Raw genomic sequence first — 15,320 nt, 5'->3', positions numbered from 1 at the left:
TTCATTGATGAGCACCCAACTGTCCGAAGCGGCCCAGACCCGGAAAGCCGTCGGCAACATCCTCAAAGGCTCGGCCGGCAACCTTGTCGAGTGGTACGACCTCTACGTCTACACCGTCTTTGCGGCCTACTTCCAGGCGCACTTCTTCAACTCCACGGACGAGCTACAGGCCGGTCTCGAGGCGATGGCCGTCTTCTCGACGTCGTTCCTGATGCGCCCGATCGGTGCCTGGTTCTTCGGCCGGTACGCCGACCGTAAGGGCCGCAAGGCCGCGCTTACGCTGAGTGTGACCATGATGTCCGCGGGTTCCTTCGCCATCGCCGTGCTGCCCACCCAGGACGTGATCGGCCTGTGGGCATTGATCCTGCTGGTTCTCATCCGCGTGATCCAAGGCTTCTCCGTGGGCGGTGAGTACGGCACCAGCGCCACATACATGTCCGAGGCCGCAACCTCCAAGCGCCGCGGCTTCTTCTCCAGCTTCCAGTACGTCACGCTGATCGGCGGCCAGATGCTGGCCCTGCTGGTCCTCGTGGTCCTGCAGAACGCCATGCCCAAGGCCGAGCTGACCGAGTGGGGCTGGCGTATCCCGTTCGCGATCGGCGGGGTGGCCGCCCTGGTGGTCCTGTGGCTCCGGCGCTCCATGGAGGAAACCGTCTCGGCCGAACAGATCGAGGCCGCAAAGGCCCCTGCCGTGGCGGGCCAGGCGCAGCCGGGGACCATGAAGCTGCTGTTCACCAGCTACTGGAAGCCGCTCATGATCTGCATCGGAATCACCCTTGGTGGCACGGTGGCGTTCTACACGTACACCAACTTCATCCTGAAGTTCATGAACGATACCTCCGGCATCGCCAAGACCGACACCTCGGTCATCAACTTCTGGGCGCTGTTCATCTTCATGCTGCTCCAGCCGGTCTACGGCATCATCTCGGACAAGGTGGGCCGCAAGCCGCTGCTGCTGTGGTTCGGCATCACCGGCGCCCTGTTCACCTGGCCGCTCCTGTCCGCCCTTGCCGGAACCAAGGATCCGATGACCGCGTTCCTGCTCATGATGGGAGGCCTGCTTATCGTGGGCGGCTACACCTCCATCAACGCCCTGGTGAAGGCCGAACTGTTCCCCGCGTCCATCCGCGCCCTCGGAGTCGGCCTGGGCTACGCGATTGCCAACTCGCTCTTCGGCGGCACCGTCCCGCTCATCGGCGCGGCCCTGCAGAAGGCGGGCCAGGAAGAACTGTTCTTCACCTACGTCACCGTGGCCATCGGCATCTCCCTGCTGGTCTACATCTTCGCCCTGAAGAACAAGAAGTCCACGCACCTGGACCACGAGCAGGGTCACGCCTGGGCCCCGGCCGCTGTCGACCCGGGCACAGGTACTACCGGCCCCAAGGACGACGACAAGGACCTCATCGACGCCTCGCGCCGGTAGGCTGCCAATCCAGGCCTAGGGAGGGCAGGCAATGTTGGCCGAGGCAGGCCGCCCCGCAGCCCCGTCTTCGCCGCCCCACAGACCTCGAATTCGCCGGAAACGCTCCGGATCGCCGCATATTTCCGGCGACTACGAGCGTTTCCGGCGAACTCGCGGCTACTGGCCGGGTCCACACCGCCGTGACCAGCCAGGGCGGTAGGGAGGGCGAGGCAGGCCGAGGCAGGCCGCCCCGCAGCCCCGTCTTCGCCGCCCCACAGACCTCGAATTCGCCGGAAACGCCCCGGATCGCCGTATATTTCCGGCGACTACGAGCGTTTCCGGCGAACTCGCGGCTACTGGCCGGGTCCACAGCGCCGCGCCCACACCAATGTGCCGGAACTGCCGTGCCTGCGCCGCCGGGTGCGAGAATGGAGGCGGTTCCGGCGTCGTGAGTCACCGGGGCCGTCCAGTGCTAATACAGCCGGCCGTCCAGTGTCTTCCCTTGGGAGCATGGGCCGCCGAGCGAACCACTACGAATGGAATGCCCATGACTTCCGCCAAGACTTTCCCGGCGTCAGCTCCGCCGAGATTCGCCTCGATCGGCTCCCCGCATTTCGGCATCATGCTGGCCGTCATGGCCGTGGTGCTGATCCTGTCCAACATAGGGGCGTCCAAGGGCGTGGCGATCGGCCCTGTCATCACCGACGGCGGATTCTTCCTCTTCCCGCTGGCCTACATCCTGGGCGACGTCATCAGCGAGGTCTATGGCTTCAAAGTGGCGCGAAAAGCCATCGTTACGAGCTTTGCCCTGTCCATCTTCGCGTCCCTCTGCTACTGGGTCATCATCGCCCTTCCGGGGTTCGACGACGAGTACGGTGCCTCCAAGCAGACAGCCCTGGAAGGCGCCCTGGGGCCGGTCCCGCAGATTGTGCTGGCATCGCTGCTGGCCTTCCTCGCCGGCCAGACGATCAACTCTTGGATCCTCGTGAAGATGAAGGCGCGCACCGGAGAGAAGTCCCTGTGGGCGCGCATCATGGGCTCCTCCGTGGCCGGCGAATTCGTGGACACGCTGATCTTCTGCAGCATCGCCGCGTCCGTGATTGGCATTACTGACGCCGGGATGTTCGTGAACTACGTCCTCGTGGGCTTCCTCTACAAGACCCTCGTGGAGTTCGCCTTCGTGCCGCTGACCTCGCTCGCGATCGGCTGGGTCAAGAAGCGCGAACCGAGCTACGGGGCCTAGGCCTCCGCCTCCGGCCGGCACCCATTCCGCCGTTCCCCCCGGGGCGCCACATACTCCGCCTCCGTCCGCCGACCGCTCCGTCCGCCGACCGCCGCCCGGTCCGCCGGCCGCCGACGGCTCCGGCCGCCGGCCGCCGCTGGTCGCCGCCACCCAATTCGCCGGAAACCTGCGGGGTCGCCGTAAGTTTCCGGCGACGTCGAGGGCTTCCGGCGAATTCGACGCTCACGGATGCGGGCGGCCGGCCAGCGCACGAAGCAGGCGGCTCTTGAATTCCTGTTCCAGAAAGAGGTCCTTCCACTCAACGCGAACGAACCGCCAGCCCTCTTCAGTCAGGGCCTTCTCCCGGCGCCGTTCCTCGAAGAGCACCTCGGCTGTGGGACTGTAATCGAAGTACTTGATTTTGCCGTCGAACTCGAGGGCGACCTTCTCCTCCTTCCACGCAAAGTCCAGGCGGTGGCGCCCAGCGCGGCTTGACACTTCAAGCTGCGGCTCAGGAGGCCTGATCCGACACCGCAGGATCAGGTCGCGGGCCAGGGTTTCGCCGGGAGATTCGGACCGCGGATCGGCCGAGGCGAGGACACGACGGAATGTCCGGATTCCCCGCCGGCCATCCAGATCATCTGCCATTGCCTGCAGCGCGGCCGGATCCGCGCCGAGGCGAAGCGCGTGGTCAGTGAGGATCAACGCCTGCCTGTAGGGCAGCAGCATGGCGCAATCCGCCGTTGTGCGCTCCAGGGACGTCGTCCGGAGGCCGTTCACTACGGCGACATCGTGATCGGCGAAGGGACGCGTGTGGCAGCGGACGTCCCTGCCGTGGCGCTCATTAGAGGGGCGCACTTTCTGGAGGAGATGGATCGCGTCATCCACGTCCCATAAGTGGAGGCGGCGGAGGCGCGCTGCGGAAATGTGGCTGTAGAGGAAGGTGCCTGTCGACGTCGTGTGCGTTCCGTGGGCATGTGCGTAGATGAGCTGCCTGCTCCGGACGGTGGGGGACTGGGCGCGCCACAGGCTGGCGCGGATGTAGCAGCCGTACCGGAGCCGGACGAGGACGCCTGAATCCAGGAGCGAGCGGATGGCGCGCGAGCCGTAGCCGAGGTCCAGCAGTTGTTCGGTGCGCCAGAGGTTGCCCGTCTTCGGCAGCTCCAAGGGGTTCTGCGTCATGCCACCAGCCTGAGCTGCCCTGGGGGCGGGCGGCAGGCCCCGCCGTCGTTATGTGGAAAACACGAGGCGCGCCGCAGATTCTGCGGCAGCCCTTTTTGGGACGGTGTGCCGCCCAGATCGCCGGAACGCGGCGGAGGCGCCGGAAATCTACGGCGAGTTCGGTGGGTTCCCACGATTTCGATGGTGGGGCGGCCCGGTTGGTGGGCGGGCGAGTTCGGTGGCTTCCCGCGATTTCGACGGCGGGACGTGCCTAGCCGGGCCTTGTCAGCCGGAAACGCGGGCCGTGGTGCCGCGGACGATGAGGGCCGGCTCGATCAGCTTGCGACGGGGTTCGAGAGTGGGGTCCTGTATCCGTGCCAGCAGGGTGTTGGCGACATCGGACCCGACAACGTTGCTGCGGTTGTCCACGGAGGTCAGGTCCAAGTACCGCGACTTGGCCAGCTGGGAGTTGTCGTAGCCCATCACGGAGAGGTTTGCCGGTACGGACAGGCCTCGGGCCTTGGCTGCGGCAAGAGCGCCCAGGGCCATAGTGTCATTGGCCGCGAACAGGGCGGTGGTGTCGGGGTGGTGGTCGAGCAGCCAGCAGGCGGCGGCATAGCCATCTTCCTCCGAGGTCCCCTGGGATTCACCGGCGATGAGGACGTCGACGCCGGCCTCCACGATGCCGCTGCGGAACCCGTCCCGCCGGTGGGCGGCGGCGCCGCCGGAGCCCGAGAGGTGTCCGATCCGCATGTGGCCGAGCCCCAGCAGGTGCTCTGCCGCCATGCGGCCACCGCCGTCGTCGTCGTTCGTAATGAGGTCGGCGCCGGCGGGTACGCCGTTTCGCCAGCCGGCGACGACGGCGGGAACCCAGGTCCCGGCCATCATGGACTCGCTTGGCTCGGCGGCGATGACGAGACCCTCCACGTGCATGGACAGCAGTCCGTCCGTGGCTTCGGTGATGCGGTTCTCGCCCGGGCGGGAATCGGCGAGGGTGACCTGGTAACCGTGGGGCGAGAGGGCGGATTCCATGCCGCGCAGGAGGTCCACGAACCACAGATTCCGGAAGTCTTCAATGACCAGCCCGATGCTTTTCGTCTGGCTGCTGGCGAGCGTGGTCGCGGCCCGGCTGGGCCGGTAACCGAGCTCCACCATGGCCGTCCGGACTGCCTCCCGGCGCTTCTCACTGACCTTCGAGGGGTTTTGAAGCACGAGGGATACCAGCGACGGGGAGACGCCGGCGCTCTTGGCGACGTCGTAGATCGTCGGGCGTCGGGTTCGAGGGGTATTCAACGACATCTGCAGAGCCTTTCACGTCTCATCCGAGGATAACCGCTCAACCATTGACAGGACATATGGACATAGCTACGCTTTTGTTCAGCGCCAGTTTTTGTAGCGCTCCAATTTTCTAGCGTCGGGCCGTCGGCCTGGCCGAATTTCAAAGGAGAAATCGATGGCTGACAGTTTGCGAGTTGCCGTAATCGGCGCCGGAATGGCAGGAAAAGCGCATGCGGCCGCGTACCGCACGGCGTCCGCGCTCTACAGCCCGGTTCTTCCTCCTATCCGGCTGGTCTCGATCGGCGACGTCAACGCCGAGTTCGGTTCCCTGGCCGCGAAGCGTTTTGGCTACGAACGCAATGACACGTCGTGGCAGGCGATCGCCGAGGCCGATGACATCGACGTCGTGAGCGTCGTGATCGCGAACTCCCTCCACCGCGAAGTCGTGGAGGGCCTGCTGGCCGCCGGCAAGCACGTGCTGTGCGAGAAGCCGCTGAGCGACTCAATCGGGGACGCCCGCGCCATGGCCGAGGCGGCCCGCAACGCCAGTTCGATCGCCCGCATCGGGTTCACCTTCCGCCGCACGCCGGGCATCGCCTACATCCGCGACCTCATCCGCAGCGGCGTCCTGGGCAACGTCCTGCACTTCAGCGGCCGCTACTGGACCGACTACGGCTTCAGCCCGTCGGCGCCCATGAGCTGGCGCTACAAGGGCGGCCCGGGTTCCGGTGCGCTGGCCGACGTCGGCAGCCACCTGACGTACGTCGCCGAGTTCCTCTGCGGCGACATCAAGTCCATCAGCGGCGGGCGCCTCAGCACCGTGATCGACAAGCGCCCCCTGCCGCTCGGCGCCGTCATGGGCCACGACCACGCCGCGGTCAGCGACACGTTCGAGCCGGTAGAAAACGACGACTACGCGGTGTTCTCCGCCGAATTCGAGAACGGCGCCGGCGGCTTCGAGGTCTCCCGAGTCGCCGCCGGGCACGCCAACAGCCTCATCTTCGAGGTCTTCTGCGAGAACGGCGCCGCCCGGTTCGACCAGCGACGTCCCGCGGAGATCGAGCTGTTCCTCAACGACGGCCCGGCCAACGAGAACGGCTACCGCCAGGTCATCCTCGGACCCGGGCACCCGTACATCGCCGGCGGCCTGGCCATGGACGCGCCCAGCGTCGGGTTCGGCCAGAACGACGCCTTCGCCTACCAGTCCCGGGCCTTCCTCGAGGAAGTCGCCGGCCTCAGCGAAGCGGACTCCCTGCCCCGCTGCGCCACGTTCGACGAGGGCGTGCGCAACATGGAACTGCTCGGCGCGGTCACCGAATCCGCCCTCAACAACGGAAAGAAAATCACGCTATGAAACTCGGTGTCTACAACGCCATCCTGCACGACAGGCCCCTTCCGGAAGCGCTCAAGGTCATCGCCGATCTGGGACTGACCGGCATCGAAATCAACACGGGCGGATTCCTACCAGCCGTCCACGTCCCCACCATGGACCAGATCCTGGAAAGCGACGCGGCCCGCGACGACTACCTCGCGATCTTCGAGGGAACCGGCGTCGCGATCGCCGGCCTGAACTGCAACGGCAACCCGCTGCACCCGAAGCGTGAAATCGGCGAGAAGCACGCCGAGGACATCCGCCGCTCCATCCGGCTGGCGCAGCGGCTGGGACAGGACCGCGTGGTCACCATGTCCGGCCTGCCCGGCGGCGAACCCGGGGCCACCACGGTCAACTGGGTGGTCAACGCCTGGAACTCGGCCGCCCTGGACGTGCTGGACTACCAGTGGGGCATCGCGGCCGAATTCTGGAAGGAAACCGACCGCCTTGCGGCCGATCACGGCGTGAAGGTTGCCCTCGAGCTGCACCCGCAGAACATCGTGTTCAATACCGCCGATGTCCGCAAGCTGATCGAGCTCACCGGCGCGACCCATGTGGGCGTAGAGCTGGACGCCTCGCACCTGTTCTGGCAGCAGATGGATCCGGTGGCCGTAGTCCGCGAGCTCGGTTCGCTGGTCTTCCAGGCCGCGGCGAAGGACGTCCGCGTGAACACGGGCAACGCCGCGCTCTACGGCGTCCTCGACAACAGCTTCCGCCGGCTCTCCCCGGAGGAAAACCGCACCAATCTCGGCGGCGACGAGTGGGCCAACGAGTGGCCCAAAGACTCCGCCTGGGACTTCGTGGCGCTGGGCCGCGGACATGACACAGCCTTCTGGACCGAGTTCCTGCGCGCACTGTACGAGGTGGACCCCAACATGCTGGTCAACATCGAACACGAGGACGTCTCCCTGGACCGAATTGAGGGCCTCCAGGTGGCGGCCAAGGTGCTGCGGGACGCTGACGCGGCACTCTCGGCGTCGCTGCATCTGACGGCCTGATGGCCCAGCAATCGACGAGGTCGCCGGAACGCTGCGGGGTCGCCGGAACCTTCCGGCGATCTGGCACGGTTCCGGCGACCTCGACGTCGGGGCGCTTCTTGTCAGCCTGAACAGCCCAGAACAGCCCAGGACAGCCCGAACAGAAAGGACGACGGCGCGTGCGCATCGGACTTGTCGGCTACGGAGCCGGCGGCAGGTACTTCCATGCCCCCTTCATCGAGGCGGCCGACGGCGTCGAACTCACTGGAGTTGTGGCCCGGTCGCCGGGCAAACGCGCCGAGGTCACCGCGGATTATCCGAGGCTTCCCCTCTACGGGAGCCTTGCGGAGATGCTCGACGCCGGGGTGGACGCCGTGACCATCACGACGCCCCAGCACACCCGCCGGGAGCTGGTGCTGGAGGCCATCGCTGCCGGCGTCCACGTCGTGGCGGACAAACCGTTCGCCCCCGACGCGGCCTCGGCCCGGGAACTTGCACGGGCGGCAGAGCGGGCCGGCGTGGTGCTGAACGTCTATCACAACCGCCGCCGCGACGCCGATATCCTCACGCTCGCCGGAGTCATCGCCTCGGGAAAACTCGGGGACGTGTGGCGGGTCCACTCGATCATGGACCAGGACGGTGCCGCCACCCTCGAGACCGGCGCCACGGGCGGGCTCCTGCGCGATCTGGGCAGCCATCTGGTGGACCAGATGCTCTGGCTGCTGGGCCCGGCAACCCACGTCTACGGCGCCCTCGACTGGACAGGCCGCTTCGGCGAGAGCACCGACTGCGGCTTCTTCGTGACACTGACGCACGCGTCCGGAGCCGTCTCCACGGTCTCGGCCAGCAAACTCAACCACTCCACCACGCGTGAACTGCGCGCCTACGGCAGCGAAGGCAGCTACATCGCCTCGGGTGCCGACGTCCAGGCCGAGGCCCTGGCCGCGGGCCGCCGCCCGGCCAGGGAGCCTGGCACTTGGGGGATCGATGTTCCGGAAAACTGGGGGACCCTAGCAACAGCCGGCGGCCGCTCCCAGATCGCCTCGGAGCAGGGAAACTATGCCGGGTTCTACACCGAGTTCGCCCGCGCCATCCGGGACGGAGGACCCGGGCCGGTGCCTGCGGAGGAGGGCGTGCGGACCCTCGAGGTCCTCGACGCCGCCCGGCGCAGCGCCCTGGAGAACAGCGTGGTGGAACTGGGCGGACCGGCCCCGGAGTAGCGGACCGCCGTCGTACCTTGGAACTTGAGGTGGCTGGAATACACGGGGTCGCCGGAACGTTGCGGGGTCGCCGGAACCGTCCGGCGATCTGGCACGGTTCCGGCGACTTCGACGCCGGGACTCGACGCCGGGACGCCGGGAAGACGCCGGGACGGGTCGACGCCGGGCAACCCCGGTCGCCAGGGACCCAGGAACCCCGGGACGCCCCTAGGAGTAGTAGTTCCGCAGGGTCTCGGCCTTGAACTCGAAGAAGTTGCCGGCCTCGATGGCGAGCCGGGCGTCGTCGACCATCTTTACCACGAAGCGTTCGTTGTGGATCGAGATCAGGGTGGCCGAGACCATCTCCTTGGCCTTGAACAGGTGGTGGATGTAGGCCCGCGAATAATTCAGGCAGGCGTAGCAGTCGCAGCCTTCCTGCAGCGGGCCGAAGTCGCGCTTGTACTTGGCGCCGGAGAGGTTGTACCGCCCGGTGGGGTGGTAGAACGCCGAGTTGCGGGCCACCCGGGTGGGGGAGACGCAGTCGAAGGTGTCCGCGCCGTTCTCAATGGCGGTGAAGATGTCGTCCGGCTCGGAGATGCCCAGCAGGTGCCGCGGCTTGTTCTCAGGCAGTTCCTCGTTGCACCAGCGCACGATCGTGCCGAGGTTTTCCTTCTCCAGGGCCCCGCCGATGCCGAAGCCGTCGAAGTTCATGGCGCCGAGATCCCGGCAGGCCTTGCGGCGCAGGTCCTCGTACTGGGCCCCCTGGATCACCCCGAACAGGGCCTGGTAGGGCTTGCCGGCGCGCTCGTTCGTGAGTCGGAAGTGCTCGGTGATGCACCGTTCGGCCCAGCGCCGGGTCCGTTCCAGGGACTCCTGCTGGTAGCCGCGGGAGTTTTGCAGCGTGGTGAGCTCGTCGAAAGCGAACATGATGTCCGCGCCGATCTGGTGCTGGACATTCATCGAGATCTCGGGGCTGAAGCGGTGCCGGTCGCCGTTGAGGTGGCTCTTGAACCACACGCCTTCCTCGTCCACGTGGGCCAGGCGTTCCTTGCCGGGGGCGACGGCGTCGTCGGGTCCCGAATTGTCCACCGATTTCATGTCGATGACCTTTTTGAACCCCGAGCCCAGGCTCATCACCTGGAACCCGCCGGAATCGGTGAACGTGGGCCCGCGCCAGTTCATAAACGCACCGAGCCCCCCGGCCTCGTCCAGGATGTCCGCGCCCGGCTGCAGGTACAGGTGGTACGCGTTGGCCAGCACGGCCTGCGCGCCGAGCTCGGCAATGGATTCCGGCAGCACGGACTTGACCGTGGCCTTGGTGCCGACGGCGATGAATGCCGGGGTCTGGATCTCCCCGTGCGGGGTGGCGATGGTGCCGGTCCGGCCCAGGAACTCACCGCCGTTGGCGGCGATCTGCCCGGCCGACGGCGGGCACGCCTCGCTCAGGCGCTTGCCCACGCGGAAGGAGAACTCGGACTGCCGGGCAGGCGCGGGGGGCAAAGAAGCGAAGTCAGGATTGGCTGGCACGGTTCAAGTGTGCCAGCTAACGCGGCCCTTGCCTTAGTGGACGGGATCCGATGTGGGGTAGTTCTCAGCCCGCCACTTGTCCCAGTAATTGCGGACCGCCTCCAGCTGGTGGGCCCCGAGGTCGTAAGTGGAGACGATCGCGAGGGACCCGCCGTCGGGCCGGACGTCCTCGATGGCGGGCTGGTCCGCCACGATCAGCAGGCCGTCCCCGTGCTCGGCGTAGTGGTGGACCGTCAGGCCAACCTGATGGTTACTGCGGAACCACACCTTGCCGGAGAGCTCCTCGCCTGTGGGCAGGGTAAGCGAATACGGGTCCCCGGGCGCCGGGACGTCGCTGAGCCCGAGTTTTTCTATCGCGGACCCGCCGCTGCCGGGCACGGAGAAGAAAAAGGTCCGGCGCTTGCCGTGCGGGTGCCGTTCCAGGGCGAAGCGCAACTGATGGAGGAAAGTCAGCCAGCCCTGGGTGATGTCCTCGTCCCAGGCCGCCCACTCGGAATTGTGGTCGATCGCCGCCCGGGTGACGCTGACTTCCGTACCCGTCGGGACAGGTTTCAACGTGAAGACGTCCCCGCCGTCGACCACCAAAGAGGTGTGGTCTGCGCCTTCGACCACGTTGGAGCCGAAATAGATTTCGTTGATTTCGGCCTCTTGGTCATCGGCCACCCAGCCGTGCCATTGGGCGATCTTGGCGGGTTCGCGCAGCATGGTCCAAACTTGCTGCGCGTCAGAATTAATCACAACGCTCAGATTGTTCGTCATGGGCCGAATCTACAACGCCCGGCCGCGGCGGGGTAGGGGCAAATGCTTCAGGCGCGGACTGATTCGAGCTCGTTGCCGATCCGGCGTTCCAGCTCGGCGGTGCCAACTGTTTCGGAGCCGCCGTGGGCGCGCAGGAACAGGAGCGCCTCGAGCCGCAGCAGGCGCCATTCGCGTTCCGCGTCCGGGTTCGCGTTGTCGATCGAGCGGAAGATTTCCTTGTCGTACAGGTTGGGCTCGTTGAGCGAGCGCTGGCGCACCTTGGCGTTGATCCTGGCCTTGAACGGGTCCGTTTCCATGGCCTCCGGCGCGCGAAGGAATTTCTCGTAGATCCCGGCACGCTGGTCCTGCCCCAGCTGGCGGCATATGTAGCTGGAGAGCGCCAGGGTTGACTCCACCGAGGCCCAGCGGTCGGGGTTGCCGTCGAACGGCAGGACGTTGAGCAGGTCCGCGACCGCCAGGGCGTTTTCGGCGTCCTTGAGGGTGATGAAGAGCTCGTGCGCGAGGTCGCTGAGGTCCTTCAGGCAGCTCCCGGACTTGGTGTTGATGCCCTTGGCGAGCCGTTCACTGAGCAGGAGCACACCGACTGCGCCCGGATGGGCCTCGGCCGCGGCCTCCACGACAGACTCCGGCGTGCCGTCGGGGACCGGGATGAGGGCCAGGTCCGCGTCGCTGGGTCCGCCCACCGCGGGCGGCGCAACGGGCTGGGGAGGGACGACGACGGCGGCCGCGGTGTTGTCGGACTCAGTTGCGTCGGGCACCTCCTCTTCCGGGGCGGGGGACGGGCCGGACGCCGGCAGTTCGGGCGCGCCGGCGCCGGAAGGAGCCGGCAGTTCGGGCGCGGCGTCGTCGGAAGGGGTTGGGGCGCCGGGTGCGTCGTCGGCAGCAGCTGCGGTGCCGGGCTCGGCGTCGTCGGTGACCCGGATCGTTGATCCCGCCGCGATCCGCAGCACACCGCCGCCGCTGAGGGTCGCCAAAACCATGGCGGGAGTCCCAAAATCGTCGGCTTCGACGTCGACTCTATGGATCTCGGCGGAGCGGTTTCCGTCGGGCAGGATCAGGTGGTCGCCGGCCCGAAGGGATCCAGCCTGCTGTTCGCTGTAATTCCGGGAGGCTGGGGGGTGGGTCATCGGGAGTCCTTAAAGTTCTCTTGCGGTCCGCCCACCAGTCTACAAAATCAGGTGCGTGAATTCGGGGACGCCCGGGACGCCCCGAGCGTCCCCGGACGGCGCGGGACCCAAGGGTCTCGGCTAGTTGCCGACTCCCGCGAAGGCCAGCGCCTGCCGGATCAGGGCCCCCCGGCCGCCGCTGAATTCCAGCTGTACGTCCGTGCTCATGACCTCCTGCGGGGTCATCCAGGTCAGCTCAAGGGCGTCCTGGCGCGGGGAGCATTCGCCGGTGACGGGAATGATGTACGCCAGGGCAACGGCGTGCTGACGGTCATCCGTGAAGCCGGTATGGGACGGAGACGGGAAGTACTCAGCCACCGTGAACGGCACCGGGCTGACCGGCAGCTGCGGGAAGGCAAGCGGGCCCAGGTCCTTCTCCATGTGGCGGAGCAGCGCGGCGCGGATGGTCTCGCGGTAGAGAACGCGGCCGGACACCAGGGAACGGACCATGGCGCCGTCCTCGTCGGCCTGCAGCAGCGTGCCGACCTCGTTCACGAACCCGAGAGGGTCCAGCCGGACCGGAACGGCCTCGACATAGACCATCGGCAGCTTGCCCCGCGCTTCGAACAGGTCGTCGTCGGAGAGCCAGCCGGGATTCGGGTCAGGGGTGCGCACATTCATGGTTAAGTTCTACCCCATCCCGTGCCCGTTGCCCGCGCCGCCCTCAGAACGCCAGCACCGATTCCAGCGGTTCGCCGGATACGATCCGTGCCAGCAGCGCCGGTTCGGCGGCGTCGGAGGCCAGTGCCTGGCCCAAGACCTCGGCTGCCGCCTCCGGGGACAGGACAATCACGCCGTTGTCATCCCCGAGCACCCAGTCGCCCGGATTGACCTGGACACCGCCGCACTGCACCGGGACATTCACGGCGGAGCCGGCGCTGCGGACCCGCTTGGTGGTCAGGCACGAAGTTCCGCGGGCGAAGACCGGCAGGCCGGTGGTGCGGAGCTCCAGGATGTCGGTGGCCACGCCGTCGACGACGACGCCGGCGGCGCCTTGCGCGGTGGCCGCTGCCGCGGTGACCGCCCCCACCGGCGCGTGCCGGTGGTCACCGGACATGTCCACCACCAGCACCGCGCCGGGGTACAACTCCAGCAGGGCCCGGTTCATGGCGTAGGCGTCATGGTCCGCGATGCGCACCGTGACCGCCGGGCCCGCCACCTTGACGCCATCGAGCAGCGAACGGATGGCCGGATCCACGAATCCGTCCTCCAGGAAGTGCCCGATCGTGGGGTAACTGACGGCGGCGAGCCCCTCGGCGAGTCCGCCGGCGAGCTCACCGCTAAGCACTGCGCTTCCGGTGCTCGCGGTGCTCACTGAGCCTCCGGCGCCGTCGTGCCGGCAACCACGGCCACGCACTCGATCTCCAGCGCGACGCCCCAGAGGCTCACGCAGACGGTGGTCCGCGCCGGCTTGGCCGCGCCAAAGAACTCCGAGTAGACCCGGTTGTAGGCTTCGAGCTGGCTGGGATCCGTGAGGTAGCCGTTGATTTTGACCGCATGCTCCAGGCCGGACCCGGCCGCCTCAAGCACCGAGCGGAGGTTGACGATGGTCTGCCGCACCTGGTCCTCGAACGTGTCGGGCTGGTGGTCCAGCCCGCTGATCGCGGGGATCTGGCCGGCGGTGAATACAAACCCGTTGGCGACGACCGCCTGGGAGAAGGGGCCGACGGCGGCCGCGCCGCCCGGGATCTGCGCGATCCTGCGGACGGTCCCGGTTACGGGAGGAACAGCGGGAAGGGCAGTGGGGTGAACGTCCTGAACTGTCATTTGGCAGCCACCACTTCGGCGGACGGGTCAGTTTTTGCGCCGGTGGTTACGCCGGTGACCGCGTCGGTGGGGGCGGAGTCGACGGCGTCGATGTTGCCGTGCCGGGTTTCGGTCAGGACGAACAAGGCACAGAGCGAGACGAGGGCGGCGGCCATGATGTACCACGCGATGGAGGAGCTCTGGTGGGTCATGCCCAGCAGCCACGTGGTGATGAACGGCGTCGCGGCGCTGCCGAGGAGCCCGGAGAGCATGTACGCGACGGACAGCCCCGAGTAGCGGACCTTGGAACCGAAGAGCTCGGCGAGGAACGTGGCGATCGGGCCGTAGTTCGCGGCGAAGGCCGTCATCATGGCCAGGTAGGCGACGAACAGCAGCGGCACGGACTTGGTGTCCATGAGCCAGAACATCGGGAACGCCAGGACTGCCTCGGCGGCAACACCTGCGTAGATGATCGGCTTGCGGCCGAACTTGTCAGAGAGCCGGCCGAAGAAGGGGATCAGGACAAAGCACAGGGCGCAGGAAGCCAGCACTACCCACAGCATCAGGGTTTCCGAGTGGCCCAGTTCCTTCTTGCCGTAGGAAACACCCGAGGCCACGAGCAGGGTGAAGGTGCTGCCGGTGGACAGAGTGGCGACGCCGCCGAGGATGACCTGCTTCCAGTACTTGGCCATAAGGGCCGCGAAGGGCAGCTTGGCCTTGGCGCCGGCATCCTTGACTGCCTGGAAGGACGGGGTTTCCTCGATGTGCAGCCGGATGTAGATGCCCACGGCCACCAGCAGCGCGGAGGCCATGAACGGGATACGCCAGCCCCAGGCGAGGAGGGCTTCGGTGCTGACACTCGAGGCGACAATGAGGAACGCGACGTTGGCGATCAGGGTCCCGGCGGGCACGCCCACCTGGACCAGTGAACCGTAGAACCCGCGCTGGGACGCGGGGGCGTGTTCCACCGTCATCAGGACGGCGCCGCCCCATTCGCCGCCCAGGGCCAAGCCCTGGATGACGCGCAGGAAGAGCAGCAGCAGAGGCGCCATGATGCCGATGCTGTTGTAGTCAGGCAGCAGGCCGATGGCGAAGGTGGCGGCGCCCATGGTCAGCAGTGAAATCAGGAGCATGGACTTCCGGCCCAGGCGGTCCCCGAAGTGGCCGAAGATGATGGCGCCCACCATGCGTGCAATGTAGGCGGAGGCGAAGGTGCCGAAGGCGAGCATGGTGCCCACGATGGGGTCGAAGCTGGGGAAGAAGATCTTGTTGAAGACGAGCGCGGATGCTGTGCCGAAAACAAAGAGGTCGTACCACTCGACGGTGGTGCCGATGACGCTGGCGAGGGCGATTTTACGCATCTTGGCCAGGTCCAAGCGGGCAGCCGCGTGGGAGGTGGTTTCTACCGATTGAGCCATCAATTTCTCCAGATGGGGGTGCGGGGACGAATGTCCGGTGCAAGGTAGTAGCCAACTATTCTGTGTTGGTGATCACAGCTCAATGGCGAAAAC

General features: G+C 66.9%; 14 protein-coding genes. 5 read left to right on the top strand and 9 right to left on the bottom strand.

The window, feature by feature from the left end:
- Window positions 1-7 precede the first annotated feature (7 nt).
- Together M2428_RS14355 and M2428_RS14350 are read left to right on the top strand one after the other, a co-directional pair.
- Window positions 8-1,423: an MFS transporter gene (locus M2428_RS14355; RefSeq protein ID WP_277526622.1), complete on the top strand. Its 1,416-nt coding sequence runs from the start codon at window positions 8-10 to the stop codon at window positions 1,421-1,423.
- Window positions 1,424-1,949: 526 nt separating this feature from the next.
- Window positions 1,950-2,645, top strand: a complete 696-nt coding sequence (locus tag M2428_RS14350) for a queuosine precursor transporter (RefSeq protein WP_277526621.1) — start codon at window positions 1,950-1,952, stop codon at window positions 2,643-2,645.
- A 222-nt stretch (window positions 2,646-2,867) separates the two neighbouring features.
- Here the strand turns inward: M2428_RS14350 and M2428_RS14345 are convergent, their stop codons facing one another.
- Together M2428_RS14345 and M2428_RS14340 are read right to left on the bottom strand one after the other, a co-directional pair.
- Window positions 2,868-3,806: a hypothetical protein gene (locus M2428_RS14345; RefSeq protein ID WP_277526620.1), complete on the bottom strand. Its 939-nt coding sequence runs from the start codon at window positions 3,804-3,806 to the stop codon at window positions 2,868-2,870.
- Window positions 3,807-4,070: 264 nt separating this feature from the next.
- Entirely contained in the window at window positions 4,071-5,084 is a 1,014-nt protein-coding gene (locus M2428_RS14340; protein WP_277526619.1) for a LacI family DNA-binding transcriptional regulator, read from the bottom strand.
- Window positions 5,085-5,238: 154 nt separating this feature from the next.
- Here M2428_RS14340 and M2428_RS14335 point away from each other — a divergent pair, with 154 nt between their 5' ends.
- The 3 genes from M2428_RS14335 (at window position 5,239) to M2428_RS14325 (ending at window position 8,632) form a co-directional block, all read left to right on the top strand.
- Complete coding sequence (locus M2428_RS14335) at window positions 5,239-6,417, top strand: Gfo/Idh/MocA family oxidoreductase (protein ID WP_277526618.1); 1,179 nt, start codon at window positions 5,239-5,241, stop codon at window positions 6,415-6,417.
- Entirely contained in the window at window positions 6,414-7,433 is a 1,020-nt protein-coding gene (locus M2428_RS14330) for a sugar phosphate isomerase/epimerase (RefSeq protein WP_277526617.1), read from the top strand. The genes M2428_RS14335 and M2428_RS14330 overlap by 4 nt, the downstream gene beginning before the upstream one ends.
- Before the next feature lie 158 nt (window positions 7,434-7,591).
- On the top strand, window positions 7,592-8,632 hold the full coding sequence (locus M2428_RS14325) for a Gfo/Idh/MocA family oxidoreductase (protein WP_277526616.1): 1,041 nt from the start codon (window positions 7,592-7,594) through the stop codon (window positions 8,630-8,632).
- Between the two features lie 207 nt (window positions 8,633-8,839).
- Here M2428_RS14325 and tgt read toward each other — a convergent pair whose 3' ends face one another.
- From tgt to M2428_RS14290, 7 genes are all read right to left on the bottom strand, one after another.
- Window positions 8,840-10,138 carry a tRNA guanosine(34) transglycosylase Tgt gene (gene tgt, locus M2428_RS14320; protein ID WP_277526615.1) on the bottom strand — a complete coding sequence of 433 codons (1,299 nt, stop codon included), beginning with the start codon at window positions 10,136-10,138 and terminating at the stop codon, window positions 8,840-8,842.
- Between the two features lie 33 nt (window positions 10,139-10,171).
- Entirely contained in the window at window positions 10,172-10,897 is a 726-nt protein-coding gene (locus M2428_RS14315) for an SRPBCC domain-containing protein (protein ID WP_277526614.1), read from the bottom strand.
- Window positions 10,898-10,944: 47 nt separating this feature from the next.
- Window positions 10,945-12,024, bottom strand: coding sequence for a DUF6707 family protein (locus tag M2428_RS14310; protein ID WP_277526613.1), 1,080 nt, complete (start codon window positions 12,022-12,024; stop codon window positions 10,945-10,947).
- A gap of 120 nt (window positions 12,025-12,144) precedes the next feature.
- Window positions 12,145-12,684, bottom strand: coding sequence for an NUDIX hydrolase family protein (locus tag M2428_RS14305; protein ID WP_277526612.1), 540 nt, complete (start codon window positions 12,682-12,684; stop codon window positions 12,145-12,147).
- A 43-nt stretch (window positions 12,685-12,727) separates the two neighbouring features.
- Window positions 12,728-13,378, bottom strand: a complete 651-nt coding sequence (locus M2428_RS14300) for an RraA family protein (RefSeq protein WP_277526611.1) — start codon at window positions 13,376-13,378, stop codon at window positions 12,728-12,730.
- A complete protein-coding gene (locus M2428_RS14295) occupies window positions 13,375-13,830 on the bottom strand; it encodes a RidA family protein (RefSeq protein ID WP_277526610.1) in 456 nt (151 codons plus the stop codon). The genes M2428_RS14300 and M2428_RS14295 overlap by 4 nt, the downstream gene beginning before the upstream one ends.
- Window positions 13,827-15,227: an MFS transporter gene (locus M2428_RS14290; protein ID WP_277526609.1), complete on the bottom strand. Its 1,401-nt coding sequence runs from the start codon at window positions 15,225-15,227 to the stop codon at window positions 13,827-13,829. The genes M2428_RS14295 and M2428_RS14290 overlap by 4 nt, the downstream gene beginning before the upstream one ends.
- Window positions 15,228-15,320: the final 93 nt, after the last annotated feature.

Origin of the sequence: Arthrobacter sp. ES3-54 (genome assembly GCF_029504395.1) — a bacterium.
Classification (GTDB): Bacteria; Actinomycetota; Actinomycetes; order Actinomycetales; family Micrococcaceae; genus Arthrobacter.
This window is presented reverse-complemented; position numbering and strand designations above follow the sequence as displayed.